The 15,259-nt window shown below is 37.0% G+C and carries 18 protein-coding genes; 17 read left to right on the top strand and 1 reads right to left on the bottom strand.

Annotated elements, in window-relative coordinates; all coding sequences use genetic code 11:
* Positions 1-10: 10 nt before the first annotated feature.
* The 10 genes from BN358_RS02980 to BN358_RS02935 all read left to right on the top strand — a co-directional run bounded on the left by BN358_RS02980 (position 11) and on the right by BN358_RS02935 (position 8,072).
* Entirely contained in the window at positions 11-499 is a 489-nt protein-coding gene (locus BN358_RS02980; RefSeq protein ID WP_019227846.1) for a molybdenum cofactor biosynthesis protein B, read from the top strand.
* A 9-nt stretch (positions 500-508) separates the two neighbouring features.
* Positions 509-1,735 (top strand): gephyrin-like molybdotransferase Glp, encoded by a 1,227-nt coding sequence (gene glp, locus BN358_RS02975; protein ID WP_019227845.1) that lies wholly within the window; start codon positions 509-511, stop codon positions 1,733-1,735.
* A gap of 5 nt (positions 1,736-1,740) precedes the next feature.
* Entirely contained in the window at positions 1,741-3,654 is a 1,914-nt protein-coding gene (locus tag BN358_RS02970) for a molybdopterin biosynthesis protein (RefSeq protein ID WP_040581939.1), read from the top strand.
* A gap of 4 nt (positions 3,655-3,658) precedes the next feature.
* Positions 3,659-4,615: a GTP 3',8-cyclase MoaA gene (gene moaA / locus BN358_RS02965; protein WP_019227843.1), complete on the top strand. Its 957-nt coding sequence runs from the start codon at positions 3,659-3,661 to the stop codon at positions 4,613-4,615.
* Between the two features lies 1 nt (position 4,616).
* On the top strand, positions 4,617-5,090 hold the full coding sequence (moaC, locus tag BN358_RS02960) for a cyclic pyranopterin monophosphate synthase MoaC (RefSeq protein WP_019227842.1): 474 nt from the start codon (positions 4,617-4,619) through the stop codon (positions 5,088-5,090).
* A gap of 18 nt (positions 5,091-5,108) precedes the next feature.
* Positions 5,109-5,540: an MOSC domain-containing protein gene (locus tag BN358_RS02955; protein ID WP_019227841.1), complete on the top strand. Its 432-nt coding sequence runs from the start codon at positions 5,109-5,111 to the stop codon at positions 5,538-5,540.
* A gap of 67 nt (positions 5,541-5,607) precedes the next feature.
* The gene (locus BN358_RS02950) at positions 5,608-5,793 is read left to right on the top strand and encodes a hypothetical protein (RefSeq protein ID WP_019227840.1); all 186 of its coding nucleotides are present in this window, start codon (positions 5,608-5,610) and stop codon (positions 5,791-5,793) included.
* 88 nt (positions 5,794-5,881) lie between these two features.
* A complete protein-coding gene (locus tag BN358_RS02945; protein WP_019227839.1) occupies positions 5,882-6,070 on the top strand; it encodes a ferredoxin in 189 nt (62 codons plus the stop codon).
* Between the two features lie 114 nt (positions 6,071-6,184).
* Positions 6,185-7,111 carry a BadF/BadG/BcrA/BcrD ATPase family protein gene (locus BN358_RS02940; RefSeq protein ID WP_019227838.1) on the top strand — a complete coding sequence of 309 codons (927 nt, stop codon included), beginning with the start codon at positions 6,185-6,187 and terminating at the stop codon, positions 7,109-7,111.
* Positions 7,089-8,072, top strand: coding sequence for an MBL fold metallo-hydrolase (locus BN358_RS02935; RefSeq protein ID WP_019227837.1), 984 nt, complete (start codon positions 7,089-7,091; stop codon positions 8,070-8,072). The genes BN358_RS02940 and BN358_RS02935 overlap by 23 nt, the downstream gene beginning before the upstream one ends.
* 22 nt (positions 8,073-8,094) lie before the next feature.
* Here the strand turns inward: BN358_RS02935 and BN358_RS02930 are convergent, their stop codons facing one another.
* Entirely contained in the window at positions 8,095-8,904 is an 810-nt protein-coding gene (locus BN358_RS02930) for a TIGR00266 family protein (protein ID WP_019227836.1), read from the bottom strand.
* A gap of 184 nt (positions 8,905-9,088) precedes the next feature.
* Between BN358_RS02930 and BN358_RS02925 the strand changes: the two genes are divergently transcribed.
* The 7 genes from BN358_RS02925 (at position 9,089) to BN358_RS22190 (ending at position 15,257) form a co-directional block, all read left to right on the top strand.
* The gene (locus BN358_RS02925) at positions 9,089-9,937 is read left to right on the top strand and encodes an ATP-binding protein (RefSeq protein WP_019227835.1); all 849 of its coding nucleotides are present in this window, start codon (positions 9,089-9,091) and stop codon (positions 9,935-9,937) included.
* A gap of 242 nt (positions 9,938-10,179) precedes the next feature.
* The gene (locus BN358_RS02920; RefSeq protein WP_019227834.1) at positions 10,180-11,025 is read left to right on the top strand and encodes a 4Fe-4S binding protein; all 846 of its coding nucleotides are present in this window, start codon (positions 10,180-10,182) and stop codon (positions 11,023-11,025) included.
* Complete coding sequence (locus tag BN358_RS02915) at positions 11,015-11,752, top strand: hypothetical protein (RefSeq protein ID WP_019227833.1); 738 nt, start codon at positions 11,015-11,017, stop codon at positions 11,750-11,752. The genes BN358_RS02920 and BN358_RS02915 overlap by 11 nt, the downstream gene beginning before the upstream one ends.
* 105 nt (positions 11,753-11,857) lie before the next feature.
* Complete coding sequence (locus tag BN358_RS02910; protein WP_019227832.1) at positions 11,858-12,610, top strand: hypothetical protein; 753 nt, start codon at positions 11,858-11,860, stop codon at positions 12,608-12,610.
* A 161-nt stretch (positions 12,611-12,771) separates the two neighbouring features.
* Positions 12,772-13,470, top strand: coding sequence for a response regulator transcription factor (locus tag BN358_RS02905; protein ID WP_019227831.1), 699 nt, complete (start codon positions 12,772-12,774; stop codon positions 13,468-13,470).
* Positions 13,445-14,026, top strand: coding sequence for a hypothetical protein (locus tag BN358_RS02900; RefSeq protein WP_019227830.1), 582 nt, complete (start codon positions 13,445-13,447; stop codon positions 14,024-14,026). Before BN358_RS02905 ends, BN358_RS02900 begins: the two co-directional genes overlap by 26 nt.
* 7 nt (positions 14,027-14,033) lie before the next feature.
* A complete protein-coding gene (locus BN358_RS22190; protein ID WP_198018336.1) occupies positions 14,034-15,257 on the top strand; it encodes a sensor histidine kinase KdpD in 1,224 nt (407 codons plus the stop codon).
* Positions 15,258-15,259 lie beyond the last annotated feature (2 nt).

Below are 15,259 nucleotides of genomic sequence, written 5' to 3'. Positions count from 1 at the left end.
GGAGGGTATCATGATAAGAACAGGTATTTTAACAATAAGCGACAAAGGCTCAAAAGGTGAAAGAATTGACGGAACAGGACCTGCAATAAGAGAAAAAATTGAAAATGATCAATATAAAGTTGAATATTACAAGGTAATACCCGATGAAATAGATATAATTGCAAAAGAACTTATTTACATGTGTGATGAACTGAATCTTGACTTGGTTCTCACAAACGGAGGAACTGGTTTTTCAAAAAGAGACGTTACTCCTGAAGCAACATTGATGGTTATAAAAAAGCATACTCCTGGCATATGCGAAGCCATGAGACAAATGTCTCTTTCTATAACACCAAAAGCAATGCTTTCAAGGGCAATAGCAGGAATAAGAGACAACACGCTCATAATAAATCTTCCCGGAAGTCCCAGGGGAGCAGTTGAAAATCTGGAATTTGTTCTTCCGGCCCTTCCTCACGGAATTGAAATATTAAACGGCACCGGGGGAGAATGCGCAAGATAGGAGGCAGCTATGGATTTGTTCAATGTTTTGACAATTAAAGATACAAGAGAGTTAATAGATGAAAATTTCAGCCTGGAACTTGAAGGAGAAATGGTTAATCTTCATGAGGCAGCAGGAAGAATATTAAAAAATGATGTAATAGCTCCTGAAAATGTGCCGGATTTCAGACGATCAACCGTAGATGGTTATGCTGTTTTTTCAAGAGATGTGTATGGAGCAAGCGAATCAATGCAGTCCATGCTAGACCTTAAAGGCGAAGTGCTTATGGGTCATGAGGCTCAGGGCAAAATAAGCATTCCCGGACAATGCTACTATGTACCTACAGGCGGAATGCTACCTGAAGGGGCAGATTCCGTCATTATGATAGAATACACGGAAAAGCTTGATGAAACAACAATTCTTGCATCCAAATCAGCTTCTTCGGGAGAAAATACAGTCGATATTGGAGAAGACATAAAAAAAGGCGAAGCAGTTATAAAAAGCGGAACAAAAATTCGCCCCTACGAGGTGGGAGTTTTATCAAGCCTTGGAATAACAAGCGTTGAAGTGATGAAAAGACCAAGGGTTGGAATTATTTCAACGGGTGACGAGGTTGTAAATCCTGAAGAAAAAATCAATCCAGGACAAATAAGGGACATAAACACATATCTTTTGTATTCGCTTCTTGAAGAAAGCGGCTGTACACCCATAAAATACGGACTAATAAGGGATGACTATGATCTCTTAAAAAGTACTGTTGAAAAAGCAGTATCAGAGTGTGACATTGTGCTCATGTCCGGTGGAAGTTCCGTAGGTAAAAAGGATAATACCGTAAATGTAATAAATGACCTTGGAGATGAGGGAGTACTGGTTCACGGAATTTCCGTGAAACCCGGAAAGCCTACAATAATAGGTAAATCTAAAGGTAAAATAATTTTCGGCCTTCCTGGACATCCTCTGGCATGTGCTGTGATTTTTCAGGTGATGGTCAAATATTACATTGAAAAAATTACAAAGCATAATGACAAGGTATATCCGGTATCATGTAAGTTTAAAATCAATTATCACAAGGCAAAAGGCAGAGAAGAATATCTTCCTGTAGACATAGAAGAAAATGAACAAGGGCTTACAGCTGCTCCGGTGTTTGGAAAGTCCGGGCTTATAACTGGTTTTTCAAAAGCGTGGGGATATATAAGAATCGAAAGAAACGAAGAAGGATTAAAAGAAGGCCAGTCAGTTGCTGTGTACAAGTTTTAGGAGGAATTATGCAAAAGGTATATTTGTCAAATTATGAGCTGGAAGAAGCTCTTAACATTTATTTTAACAAAATAGGAAATCTGAACGCCGAAACTGAAATGGTAAAAACGTGGGATGCAAACGGCAGAGTCACAGTAAACGCTGTTTTTGCGAAGATTTCTTCTCCTCACTACAATTCATCGGCAATGGATGGTATAGCTGCAAAAAGTGAAAGAACAGTACTGGCTTCCGACAGAAACCATGTTGTCCTTACAGAAGGCGAAGATTACATTGTTGTTGATACGGGAGATCCCATTCCCAGAGAATTTGACTGCGTGATAATGGTTGAAGACTTAATCAGCGCCGGAGAAAACAAATTTGAAATTTACCAGAGCGCTGTTCCATGGCAGAACATCAGGCCTCTTGGAGAAGACATAGTGGAAAATCAGCTTATTGTTCCTTCAAAACACAAAATAAGACCCGTTGACATAGGTGCCCTTATTGCCGGAGGAATCAATGAAGTTGAAGTGTTCAAAAGACCAAGGGTTGGAATAATACCAACAGGAACTGAGATTGTTGAGCCTGGAACAGAGCTAAAGGTTGGAGACATAATAGATTTCAACTCAAGAACATTTTCTGCCCAGGTAAGCGACTGGGGAGGAATTCCAAAACGTTACGACATTGTTATTGATGATTACGAGAAAATCAAATTGGCAGTTATAAAAGCAAATCAGGAAAATGACATTGTATTAATAAATGCAGGTTCATCTGCAGGAAGAGAAGATTTCACTTCATCTGTCATAAGTGAATTGGGAGATCTTGTAATCCATGGAGTAGCCATAAAACCGGGAAAACCGGTGATGCTTGGTGTAATTCACAACAAGCCTATAATTGGAATACCGGGTTATCCTGTTTCAGCTTACTTTGTAATGGAAGAAATTGCAAAAAAATTAATTTTAAAATATCAGGGCCTTGAAGCTGTAGAGTTAAAGAAAATAGATGCAAGACTGACAAGAAGATGTATGTCATCCTTGAAATATCTTGAATTTGTGAGAGTGAAGCTTGGGTACGTGGGAGGAAGTTATGTGGCCACTCCTTTAACAAGGGGAGCCGGAGCAACTATGTCTTTGGTAAACGCCGACGGTGTTCTTGAAATAGACCAGGACGTGGAAGGAATTGAAGCCGGAACAGCTGTACAGGTTAAACTTCTTAACAATGAAGAAAATATCAAAAACACACTCATTAGTATAGGAAGCCACGACCCTATAATTGATATAGCCTCTGACATACTTCACAGAAGAAACAAAAAATATTTTCTGTCATCTACAAATGTGGGAAGCACAGGCGGTCTTATGGCTTTAAAAACCGGAGAAACACATATTGCACCAACACATCTTTTAGACATGGAAACCGGTGAATACAATTTGTCGTACTTGAAAAAATATCTTCCCGGAAAAGACATATGTCTTGTAAAATGTGTAAACAGAATTCAAGGTTTTATGGTTAAAAAGGGTAATCCGAAAAATATAAACACATTTGAAGATTTAACAAAACAAGATGTTAAATTTGTAAACAGGCAGAGAGGTTCAGGAACAAGGTTGCTTCTGGATTACAATTTAAACAAGCTTGGAATTGATCCTAAAAACATAAACGGATATTTCAGGGAAGAATTCAATCACCTGGCCGTTGCTGCTGCTGTTGAAGCAGGCGATGCAGATGCAGGTCTTGGGGTTTATTCGGCAGCAACAATGATGGGGCTTGACTTCATACCTGTGTGCAACGAAGAATACGACCTGGCCATACCGGAAGAATACATGGATACTGAAATTATAAAAGAATTCATAGAAACAATAAAATCACATGAATTCAAGTCAAAACTGGATGAACTGGGAGGATACGACTACTCAGACACAGGCAGGATAATCTATCAGAGGAGCTGATCATATGCTTGATAAAAAAGGCAGAACAATTGATTATTTAAGAGTTTCATTGACCGACAGGTGCAATTTGCGATGCATTTACTGCATGCCGGAAGAAGGTGTTGACAAGAAATGTCACCAGGACATAATGCGTTTTGAGCAAATTGAAAAAATAATTACAGCATGTGCAGCAATAGGCATAAAAAAAGTGAGATTTACCGGAGGAGAGCCCCTCATATTAAAGGGTATCGATAAACTCATAGCCCATACAGCATCCATGCCTTCAATAAAAGATATTTCTCTTACAACAAACGGAATGCTACTTTCAGATATGGCAGAAGATTTGAAAAAAGCAGGACTGAAAAGGGTTAACATAAGTCTTGATACTTTAAATGCTGATAAATTCAGGGAAGTAACAAGACTTGGAGACATAAGCAAAGTCATGTCTGCCATAGAGAAGTGTATGAGCCTGGACATGGTTCCTGTAAAAATAAACACGGTGCTCATGAAGGGCGTAAATGATGATGAAATAGGGGACTTCATAAATCTAACAAAGGAATATCCAATCCAGATAAGGTTTATTGAGCTTATGCCCATTGGAGAAGGTTACAAATATTTTGACAAGTGCAGCATGAAGGTTGAAGAAATTCTTGAAAGATTTCCGGAGCTGGTACAAATTAAGGATGACAGCAAAGTTGCTTCCGTTTACAAAATGCCGGGAGCCAAAGGTTCCGTAGGGCTCATAAGCCCCATAAGCTGCAAGTTTTGTTCTGAATGCAACAGAATTAGATTAACGTCTGTTGGAACTATTAAACCTTGTTTGCACTCTTCAGAAGAAATCAATCTGCTACCATATGTTGATGACCAGGAAAAACTTATTGAAACTATAACAAGTGCAGTCTACAACAAACCTGAAGAACATCATCTGGAAACAGACAAAAAGAGCCATTCTGAAAAAATGATGTACCAGGTAGGAGGTTAACATGGAACTAACACACATAAACGAGCAAGGCAGAGCAAAAATGGTGGATGTGAGCGAGAAAAAGGAAACGCCAAGAGAAGCTGTTGCATATGCTTGCATCCACATGAAAAGAGAAACCCTAGAAAGAATAAAGGAAGGCACAATTGCAAAGGGAGACGTGCTTTCTGTGGCTCAGGTTGCAGGTATAATGGGAGCAAAGAAAACATCAGACATAATACCAATGTGCCATCCCATAATGATGACTGGATGCGATATAAACTTTTCACTTGATTTTGAAAACAACAAGGTAGAAATTACAGCAACGGCAAGGACTGTAGGGCAGACAGGCATAGAAATGGAATCCCTTTGTGCTGTATCCATAGCCGCTCTTACAATTTATGATATGTGCAAAGCAATAGACAGGGAAATGACAGTATCAGATGTCATGCTTATGAAAAAATCCGGCGGAAAATCCGGAACATTTGAAAGAAATTAATTATTAACGAGGTGGATTATGGCAAAAGTAGTAGCAGTAAATATAAGCGCAACAAAAGGTGTTATTAAAGAACCAATAGAAAAAGGATATTTTGCATTCAATCACGGTCTTGAAGGAGATGCACATGCAGGAGACTGGCACAGACAGGTAAGCCTTCTTTCACAGGAAAGCATAGATAAAATGACTGCATCCGGAGCTGACAATTTAAGTGCAGGCAAATTTGCTGAAAATCTTACAACAGAAGGAATTGTTCTGTATGAACTTCCAATAGGCACAAAGCTTAAAATTGGTGAAACAGAAATGGAAGTAACTCAGATAGGGAAAGAATGTCACAAAGGCTGTGCCATAAGAGAGCTTGTTGGAGACTGCGTAATGCCTAGAGAAGGAATATTTACAAAAGTTCTTGTTCCGGGATGGATTAAGGCCGGAGATGAAATAACAATAATTTAAAATTTTTTTTGATTGCTTAAGTGCATAAATGTCATTAAAATCATCAAACTAATATAGAGGTGATATAATGGCTAAAGCAGGAATGAGAAGGCCGGATCCAAAAGATCCCCATGGAACAGAAAGCAATAAAATAACTCATTTTCCAAAAAACGAGCAGCCGCCGGTCCCTGAATTACAGGGAAAAGCAAAAGCAGGGCATGAAAAAGCCAAGCAGATAATCATCAATAAAATACATCACAAGGAACTTGAATAAAATTATAGGATGATGTATTATTTCGATTTATATGAGAAAAATATATGATGTAAATCAAAATGTCCTATATTGTTAAAGGAGGAGTAATATGAAAGCAATTGTTGACAGAGACGCATGCATCAGCTGCGGTCTTTGCGAATCACTTTGTCCGGATGTTTTTAAGCTAGATGACGAGAATATATCTGTTGTTATAGCAGATCCAGTGCCTTCAGAATTTGAAGCTTGTGCTGAAGAATCTAAAGAATCATGCCCTACAAACGCTATTTTCATTGAATAAAAAATATTTAAAGGACTTTCCATGGGGAAGTCTTTTTTTTGCAGCTCAAAAATAAGTAGAAAGTTGGAAAATATATGCTATAATGTATAAAAAGGCTTAAGGCGGTGAAATCATATGAAGTACATAATTGGAATTGATGCCGGAGGAACTAAGTCTGAACTGATAGCTTATGATTTGGACTTCAGCCCTGTTTATTGTAAGACAGGAGGATTTGGAAACCCTGCAGTAAATTTAGATAAAACAGTAAATAATATAATTTCTTTGATTGATGAATGTGTGACTGACCTTGGCCGTGAAGACTGTGTGTTTATAGCCATAGGTATGGCGGCAGTTGAAACAGGCAACTATGCACAGCTCATAAAAGAGTATATTGAAAGGGCATTTGTTGTTGATGCTGTTGTGCTTAATGATGCTGAGCTTGCCTGTAAGGCATATTTTGGTGAAAAAGACGGCATTCTTGCCATTGCCGGAACCGGCTCCTCATGTTATGTTCAAAAATCCGGAAAAGGACAGATGGTTGGAGGATGGAGCCACATTTTAGGAGATGAAGGCAGCGGGTATCACACAGTAATTGAAGTTTTTAAAAATATAGTAAACAAATACGACAAAGACCTTCCTTTTGATAAATTGAGCAACTCAATGCTTGAGAAAATCGGAGGAACTTCCCGCTCGGACATTATGGATTTCATATACAGCAATGAAAAAAATACAATTGCTTCATTATTTCCTGTGATTGTTGATTTTTCTATGCAGGGGGACAGATATGCTGTGGAGTTGCTTGAAAATGCAGGCAGACACCTGGCTGAACTCACATGCACTGCATACAAAAAAGCAGGTTTCAATGGCAACGTGACAATTGGCTTAAAAGGCGGTATATTTCACAACAGCTGTTTTATAGTATCTTCATACATAAATGAAATTCAAACAAGTTTAAAGGACTTTGAAATTATAGGAGAAGATATATCCGCAACAAGGGGAGCGTGCAGCATATACAAACAAAATTATAATGGAGGAAAAATTGCACCAAAAAATTTACAATGACCCTGATATTTACAGATTAGATATTCCTCTTCCAAACAATCCCTTGAGGAATCTAAACTGTTACATCATAAAAACTAATGAAAAAAATCTAATAATCGATACTGGATTTAACATGCCTGAGTGTTTGGAAGCAATGAAACAAGGTCTGGAAGATTTAGAAATAGACATTGATAAAACAGACATGTTCATTACTCACATGCATTCTGATCACACTGGACTTGTTCCCGACCTAATGAACGAAAATTCAACCATATACATGAGTGAAATTGATTATGAATATGTGAAGATGATACTTGAAAACTTCTGGTCCAAAAGTGATGAAAGTTACCTGATGGAAGGATTTACTGAGGAACAAATTGATTACTTAAAAAACACAAATCCTGCAAAAGTATACAATCCCGGCAGGCTTTTCAGTGTTGTAACTGTAGGAGATCAATCAAAATTCAAAATAGGCAGGTATGAATTCAAATGCATTTCAACACCTGGTCACACACCTGGACACATGTGCCTTTATCTTGAAAAGGAAAAAATATTGTTTTCCGGAGATCACATTCTTTTTGACATTTCACCAAACATAACAAGATGGCCAAATGTAAAGAATTCTCTTGAAGATTATCTGAAAAGTCTGAAAAAGATAAAAAAGTTGGAAATAAATACAACACTTCCGGCACACAGAAAAAATGACATGAATGTGTACGACAGAATCAATAAGCTAATAGAACACCACAATGATAGGCTTAAAGAAACAATTGACATTTTAAGAAAAACTCCAGGCATTAACGCTTATGACATTGCAGGAACAATGAAGTGGTCATTAAAGGGAAAAATGTGGGATGAGGCGCCTCTTCAGCAAAAATGGTTTGCTGTTGGAGAGGTTCTGGCACACCTTGACTACCTGGAAGAAGAAAAAAGGGTGTTTAAAAAATTTGAAGAAGGAAACTACATATATTATGCAAATTAAAAAGGTGCCTGAGCACCTTTTTTTAATCTTCTCCGAACAAGTTTCCAATTCCTATGCTTCCAAGAAGGCTTCCTTCATTCTTTGAGCCTGAGCCTCCTGCCTTTCTGCTGGCAGTAAATATTCTGTCTGCCATTCTGCTGAATGGAAGAGACTGCAGCCATACAGTTCCCGGACCTCTCAGTGTTGCAAGAAATAATCCTTCTCCGCCGAACAATGCGCTTTTAACATTGCCTGCAAACTGAACATCATAATCAACTCCCTGAGTGAATGCTACAAGACAACCTGTATCAAGCTTCAGCATTTCACCTGCTGCAAGTTCCTTCTTGATGATTGTTCCTCCGGCATGAAGAAATGCTAATCCGTCGCCTAAAAGCTTTTGCATGATGAAACCTTCGCCCCCGAAAAAGCCTGCTCCTATTTTCTTTTGGAATGCAATTGTAATTTCAATTCCCTTTGCTGAACAAAGATATGCATCCCTCTGGCATATGAGCTGTCCGCCGTATTCCATCAATTCAACAGGTATTATTTTTCCGGGATAAGGTGCAGCAAAAGCTATTGCTTTTTTAACAGGGCTTGTGTTTGTGAATGTTGAAGTAAAAAGGTTTTCACCTGTAAGAACCTTTTTGCCTGCAGTTGCCAGTATTCCCTTAAAACCCTTTCCTTTGTCCTTGCCGCTTCCGTCACCAAAAACAGTGTCCATTTCAATGCTTTGATCCATGTACATCATGGCTCCTGGTTCAGCTACTATTGTTTCACCGTAGTCAAGACCAATTTCTACAAACTGAACGTCGTCTCCGAAAATCTGATAATCAACTTCATGAGCTTTTTGCATAATTCCCTCCTTTATTTTCCCCTTGAAAATTTATTAACAATAAATATATATTCAGCATAGCAAAAAATATATAAATATGCAATAAATTATTGAACTGGAAGAATAAATTATTTCTTGTATTATAATGTTTATGTTAATATAATATAAAGGCATTGAAAATTTATATTCGTAAAAGGATTAATAAATGGAAAAATTTGAAGAAGTAGAAAGAAGTATCATAAAGAAGTACAGAAAGACAATATGGTCTAAATTTATATCAGGAATAAAGGAATACAATTTAATCAAAGACGGCGATAAGATTGCAGTGTGCATATCCGGTGGCAAGGATTCCATGCTTATGGCAAAATGCATGCAGCAGCTTCAAAAATACAGCGAGATAAAGTTTGAAACTGAATACCTTGTAATGGATCCTGGCTATAACCCGGAAAACAGGCAGCGCATAATCGACAATGCACAACTGTTAAACATTCCCATAAGGATTTTTGATACGCAGATATTTAATATAGTTGAAAACATCGAGCAGACACCATGTTATCTATGTGCAAGAATGAGAAGAGGATATCTGTACAGAAATGCAAAGGAACTTGGTTGCAACAAAATAGCCCTGGGTCATCATTTTGACGATGCCATAGAAACAGTCCTCATGAGCATGTTTTATGCAGCGGAAATCAAGACAATGATGCCAAAGCTTCACAGCACAAATTTTGAAGGTATGGAACTTATAAGACCCATGTACAAAATACATGAGGAAGACATTATCAGCTGGAGAAAACACAACGGTCTTCAGTTTATCCAATGCGCGTGCCGATTTACTGAGCATTGCTCCATTGATGATGAAGGAACATCAAAAAGAGCCGAAATGAAAAATCTCATCAAAAAGATGAAGCTCATAAATCCCAATGTTGACACAAATATATTCAGAAGCATACACTCAGTCAATCTTGACACAATAATAGGATACAAAAAAGACGGAGTACAGTACAGCTTCATGGATGATTACGACAATCCAAATGTAAATATGCACGAAGAATAAACGAAGATATTATCTTCGTTTTTATTTTTGCTGATTACTATAATTAACAATTGACAAAATTGTACATATAATAAAAAAATGCAGTAAAGGAGATTATATGTACAATCCGTTTTATGAAGTTATTATGACAAATATGGCATAAATTTAAATCATGACTTTGTCATGATTTTTTTTGTTTTTTTGCCATATTTTTGACACAAAATGTCTGTATAGTAATTTTAAATTATATGGGAGGAGAAATTATGAAAAAAAAGAATATTAGAATAGTGGTGCAGGTGTTTTTCTTTGCATTGATAGGACTCATATCCATCAATAAAACACTTGCTGAATCAGGAGGCGGCGTTACATTTCTATCTGATGCATCTCTTCACGCCCTGTGTCCTTTTGGAGGAGTAGTAACATTGTACAACTTGTTCACTCTTGGAACATTCATCAAAAAAATACACATGTCAGCAGTGATTTTGATGAGCATTATTTTTATTTTAGCAATTCTATTCGGACCTGTGTTCTGCGGCTGGGTTTGTCCTTTGGGAACTATGGAGGAGTGGATTGGAAAGGCAGGAAGAAAGCTGTTTAAGAACAAGTACAACAACTTTGTACCAAAGAAACTGGACAGAATTTTGCGATACTTGAGATATATTGTTCTTATCTGGGTTGTTTATATGACTTCTATTTCAGGGTATCTTTTATTTGACAAAATTGACCCTTACAATGCATTGTTTTCATTCTGGAGCGAAGAAGCAGCACCTTCGGCCATTATAGTGCTTGTTGTAACGTTAACTTTGTCCCTGTTTGTCGAAAGGCCATGGTGCAAGTATGCCTGTCCTTATGGAGCGCTTCTTGGAATATCCAATAAATTCAGAATATTCAAAATCAAAAGAAATGAAAATACGTGCATCTCATGTAAAAAATGCGACCGCTCATGCCCTATGAACATAGAAGTGTCAGCTGTGGAACAGGTTAACAATCTCCAGTGCATAAGCTGTCTTGAGTGCACCTCTGAAAGAAGCTGCCCCGTAGAAAACACTGTGAACATGCAGAACAACTCTTTCGCACCTGTGGGAAAGGAGAATGAAAATGAAAATTAATATGAAGAATATGGGAATAATAATTATTGTTGTAATATTTACAGGAATATCAGCAACAATTGCAGCAGGAGTATGGACTACTGAATCGGACAAAATTCCGGCTACATACAAGGCAGGAGAATTTGAAGGTGAATACAATCCTGAAGACATAAGAGGTTCCTACACATTCAAGGAAGTATCTGATTTGTTTGAAATTGATCAGGATGTGCTTTACAAAGCATTTGGTCTTGAAAATCTTAACAACGAGGAATTTAAGTCAAAGGACCTGGAAGGACTGTATGCTGAAGCAGAAAATGAAATAGGAAACGGTTCGGTGCAGGTATTTGTAGCATTGTACAAAAATCTCCCCATTGTTTTAGAAGACACATACCTGCCAGAACAGGCAGTTGAAATAATAATGGAAAACAACAAGAATCTCACTGAGGAGCAGATTTTATATCTTAAACAGCACACTGTAATCCTTCCTGAAATGAGTGGAAATACTTTAAATGAAGAAGACATGGAGCAGGCAGAAGAAATAAAAGATGAAACAAACGAGGAAGAAAATTTTGTAAAAGGCACAACTACATTCAAACAGGTTTTGGATGCAGGAATCACAAAACAGCAAATTGAAGAAATAATTGGAAGGGAAATGCCTTCTTCTAATATGGCAATTAAGGATTTTTGCCTGGAGGAAGGGTTGTCATTTTCTGAAGTTAAGACAAAATTAAATGATTTAATAAAATAAGATGCGCCGCATAAAATGCGGCTTTTTTCATGAATCCATAAAAGAATATTGAACAAAATATAATTTGATGATATATTTATTACAGCATGATTATTAGGAGATTTTATGAGAAGATTATTTAAGGAATATACAAAAGACAATGAAATAAATAATGAAGATGCCTTAGACTGGCTCTACATAGGTGATGAGCAAAATTTCAAGAAACAGGTAACAATACGAGACTATTACCGCATAATTCTTGTAGAAAATGCAGGGGAATTATCAGTTGATGATTTAAACAACATGCTCAATGAACTTAAGAATAGGGATGGAATTCTTGATTATGTTGACTCTTATGATGAACTGGCAGAAATAATAAACGCTGAATATAGCCTTGAGCTTGAATTTTATGCAAGTTCTTATTATGAAGACCTGGACCACTTCAAACATGGAAACATTGTTTATGACATGGAAAAAGACTGCTTTGACCTTGCAGAAAATTGGGATGAAATAGTGACTACATATTTGTACAAGGAAGAACATGGATACATTGCTGCCATTCAGGCTGAAATAATAGATGAAAATACTGAAAGCTTTTTTGCAGAAGTACACATCACAGAACTTGATGAAACAGAGGAGTTTGAAGATGAAGAAGACAGTGACAAGGAATTTATAGTTCTTGAAAAAAAGGTTATTGAAACCACAACCGTGAAAAAAATAATGGAAAATAAGTATCTTATAGTTGTATCATCAAAACTTCCAGGACATCTTGACATGGCCGCAACAGCCAGTGAAAAAGAAATGATAGAATATTTGGAAAAAGAATGCATAATTAATATAGAAGGGTACATGGAAAAATTCAATACATTGGAAAAATAATCCTGCAAATGCAGGATTTTTTCAGTTAAATTCCCACTGCAGACATTGCTGTGTTATAATCATAGTTGGTATGGTAATTAAGAAATTTGTAAGATTAGTGCCCGGCTAATTGTAAGTTTAATGAGCTAGAATACAGTAAAGGCTAAGAAAGGAGGATTTCTATGGATAATGCAAGAATACTTGTGGTTGATGATGACAGGGAAATTGCCAGAGCAATTGAGAAAAATCTGAAAATAGAAGGTTATGAAGTGGTCAAGGCATATAATGGACTTGAGGCGCTTGATGCTTTAGTGAACTCAAACATTCAGCTTATTTTGCTTGATGTAATGATGCCTAAGCTTGATGGGCTTTCAACCACAATGAAAATAAGAGAGAGCAAAAATATTCCAATTATAATCATATCTGCAAAATCAGATGACAGCGATAAAATACTGGGGCTTTCCATGGGTGCGGATGATTATATAACAAAACCATTCAATCCAGCGGAACTTGTTGCAAGAGTCAAAAGCCAGCTAAGAAGATATATGCACCTTGGATATATGGATGATGTGCGAAGTTCAAAAACCCAGGTTGGAGGATTGTGTCTTGATACTGATGCAAAGCAGCTTGAAGTTGATGGTGAGACAGTGAGGCTTACAGCAACTGAGTACAAAATACTTGAACTTCTCATGACCAACGCAGGAATGGTTTTTTCTTCAGAAAAAATATATGAGCGTGTGTGGAACGAGCCGGCATATTCTGTTGAAAACACGGTTATGGTACATATAAGGCGCATACGTGAAAAAATAGAAATCAATCCGAAGGAGCCTAACTATTTAAAGGTGGTGTGGGGCATTGGATATAAAATTGAAAAACATTAGCAGAAAAAAATCAACAAAGACAGCAGTATTTATTTTGACGGTTATATTGATAGTTTTAACCGTAGTGCAATTTCAGTTCGTTTCATACAACGACATAATTCCTGAATCGCTGATTATCAGGGAATACAGCCAAAGCGAATATTTCCTTACCCAAGAGGTGAGAAATGCCTGGTATGAAATAAATTCTGTGATGGAAAACAGAGGCGAAGTTCCAAAATCAGCACATTATTACTATTTCATATCAGACGGAGAAAAAACATATTCAAATGTTGAAGGAAAAGATAAAAATTTCTTTAAGCAATTTGATAAGGCGTTTTATTCTTATGAAATGGGCACATGGACAATAGGAGAAAACACTAATCCTGGAGGCATAACAAAATTCTACGTCAGTGATGGATACACTATATACATCTCTTATCCTGACGAATTTATTAATGAAAAACAGCAGGAATGGGAAGAAAGCAGGAATATATTAGTACCATTTGCTGTGAGAGTCGGAGTTGTAGCAGTACTTATTTTAACTTCAATTTATTTTTTTGATGGTTCAAACAGGTAAAAATCAGTTGGATGACGAAATACATTTAACAAAAATAGACAGCATATTCTCAGATGTTTTATTTTCGTTTTTTATACCTCTGGCAGCCTTTTGGATTATCGGCATATCAAACTTATACTATTCGGGCATGAGCCATGTGAGACAAATGTATTCTGCTGTATGGATTGGTATAATTACAGCATTTATTTCAGTAATGTGCGGTATAATCTTATTATCGCTTACAAGAAAAGCAAAGTCCGGAAGGCTTTTTAAGCACACAGTGGTGTACTTGGTGCTTTACAAAATTTATGATTTTTTTAAAAGTTTGTATGACGGGAGAATGTTTGAAAGGTATCCACTTACAAAGTCACTGTTTTACAGGCAGCTGGTTTTCATTACCTCAAGCGCATTTCTTGTTTTCCTTACATTTTTGTTTTTCCTTTTATATGTTCCGTTGTTTTTGATTCCTCCTGTTGTGGAGATTGTCATAATTTACTGGTACATCAAAGGCAACAACAAAACATTTGAAGACATAGACAAAGGATTCAATGAAAGTCTGGGGGAGCAGATGAAAGCTGAGAGGATGAAAATTGCTCTGGTTACAAATGTGTCTCATGATTTGAAAACTCCTCTTACTTCAATTATAAGCTATGTGGATCTTTTGTCCAAGGAGGAAGACTTATCGGAAACAGTGCGTGATTATGTCAATGTTTTGTCTGAAAAATCAAACAGGCTTAAAAACATAGTTTCTGATTTGTTTGACCTTGCCAAAAGCACCAGCGGTGATATTCCGTTGGAGCTGGAAAGCCTTGACATAAAAAAGCTCATTGAACAGACTTTGGCCGACATGGAGGACGAAATAGAAAAATCAAATCTCCAGATAAAAACAAAGCTTCCTGAAAATTCTCTTAACATTTATTCTGACGGCAAGAAGCTGTATCGTGTGTTTCAAAATGTAATAGATAATGCTCTTAAATATGCCTTACCAGGCACCAGAGTGTATGTGGAGCTTGAAGAAATTGACGGAAAAGCAGTTGCCAAAATTAAAAATACTGCAGGCTATGAAATGGATTTTACTGCTGAAGAAATTCTTCAAAGGTTCAGCCGAGGAGATAAATCAAGGACAACAGAAGGAAGCGGCCTTGGACTTTCCATAGCAGAAAGCTTCACAAATGTTTGCGGCGGAAAATTTAAGGTCGAAATAGACGGAGATCTGTTCAAGGTTCAAATAAGTTTCAACCTGGACAAATAATT

This window comes from Sedimentibacter sp. B4, from assembly GCF_000309315.1.
In the GTDB taxonomy this organism is placed as follows: Bacteria; Bacillota; Clostridia; order Tissierellales; family Sedimentibacteraceae; genus Sedimentibacter; species Sedimentibacter saalensis.
This window is presented reverse-complemented; position numbering and strand designations above follow the sequence as displayed.

Excerpts from the sequence above, each read along its gene's own strand:
- BN358_RS02945 (WP_019227839.1), top strand. The coding sequence starts at position 5,882 with ATGAAAGCAATTGTTGACAGAGACGCATGCATCAGCTGCGGTCTTTGC.
- BN358_RS02980 (WP_019227846.1), top strand. The coding sequence starts at position 11 with ATGATAAGAACAGGTATTTTAACAATAAGCGACAAAGGCTCAAAAGGT.
- BN358_RS02940 (WP_019227838.1), top strand. The coding sequence starts at position 6,185 with ATGAAGTACATAATTGGAATTGATGCCGGAGGAACTAAGTCTGAACTG.
- BN358_RS02930 (WP_019227836.1), bottom strand. The coding sequence starts at position 8,904 with ATGCAAAAAGCTCATGAAGTTGATTATCAGATTTTCGGAGACGACGTT.
- BN358_RS02955 (WP_019227841.1), top strand. The coding sequence starts at position 5,109 with ATGGCAAAAGTAGTAGCAGTAAATATAAGCGCAACAAAAGGTGTTATT.
- moaA (WP_019227843.1), top strand. The coding sequence starts at position 3,659 with ATGCTTGATAAAAAAGGCAGAACAATTGATTATTTAAGAGTTTCATTG.
- BN358_RS02915 (WP_019227833.1), top strand. The coding sequence starts at position 11,015 with ATGAAAATTAATATGAAGAATATGGGAATAATAATTATTGTTGTAATA.
- moaC (WP_019227842.1), top strand. The coding sequence starts at position 4,617 with ATGGAACTAACACACATAAACGAGCAAGGCAGAGCAAAAATGGTGGAT.
- BN358_RS02925 (WP_019227835.1), top strand. The coding sequence starts at position 9,089 with ATGGAAAAATTTGAAGAAGTAGAAAGAAGTATCATAAAGAAGTACAGA.
- glp (WP_019227845.1), top strand. The coding sequence starts at position 509 with ATGGATTTGTTCAATGTTTTGACAATTAAAGATACAAGAGAGTTAATA.
- BN358_RS02910 (WP_019227832.1), top strand. The coding sequence starts at position 11,858 with ATGAGAAGATTATTTAAGGAATATACAAAAGACAATGAAATAAATAAT.
- BN358_RS02920 (WP_019227834.1), top strand. The coding sequence starts at position 10,180 with ATGAAAAAAAAGAATATTAGAATAGTGGTGCAGGTGTTTTTCTTTGCA.
- BN358_RS02905 (WP_019227831.1), top strand. The coding sequence starts at position 12,772 with ATGGATAATGCAAGAATACTTGTGGTTGATGATGACAGGGAAATTGCC.
- BN358_RS02950 (WP_019227840.1), top strand. The coding sequence starts at position 5,608 with ATGGCTAAAGCAGGAATGAGAAGGCCGGATCCAAAAGATCCCCATGGA.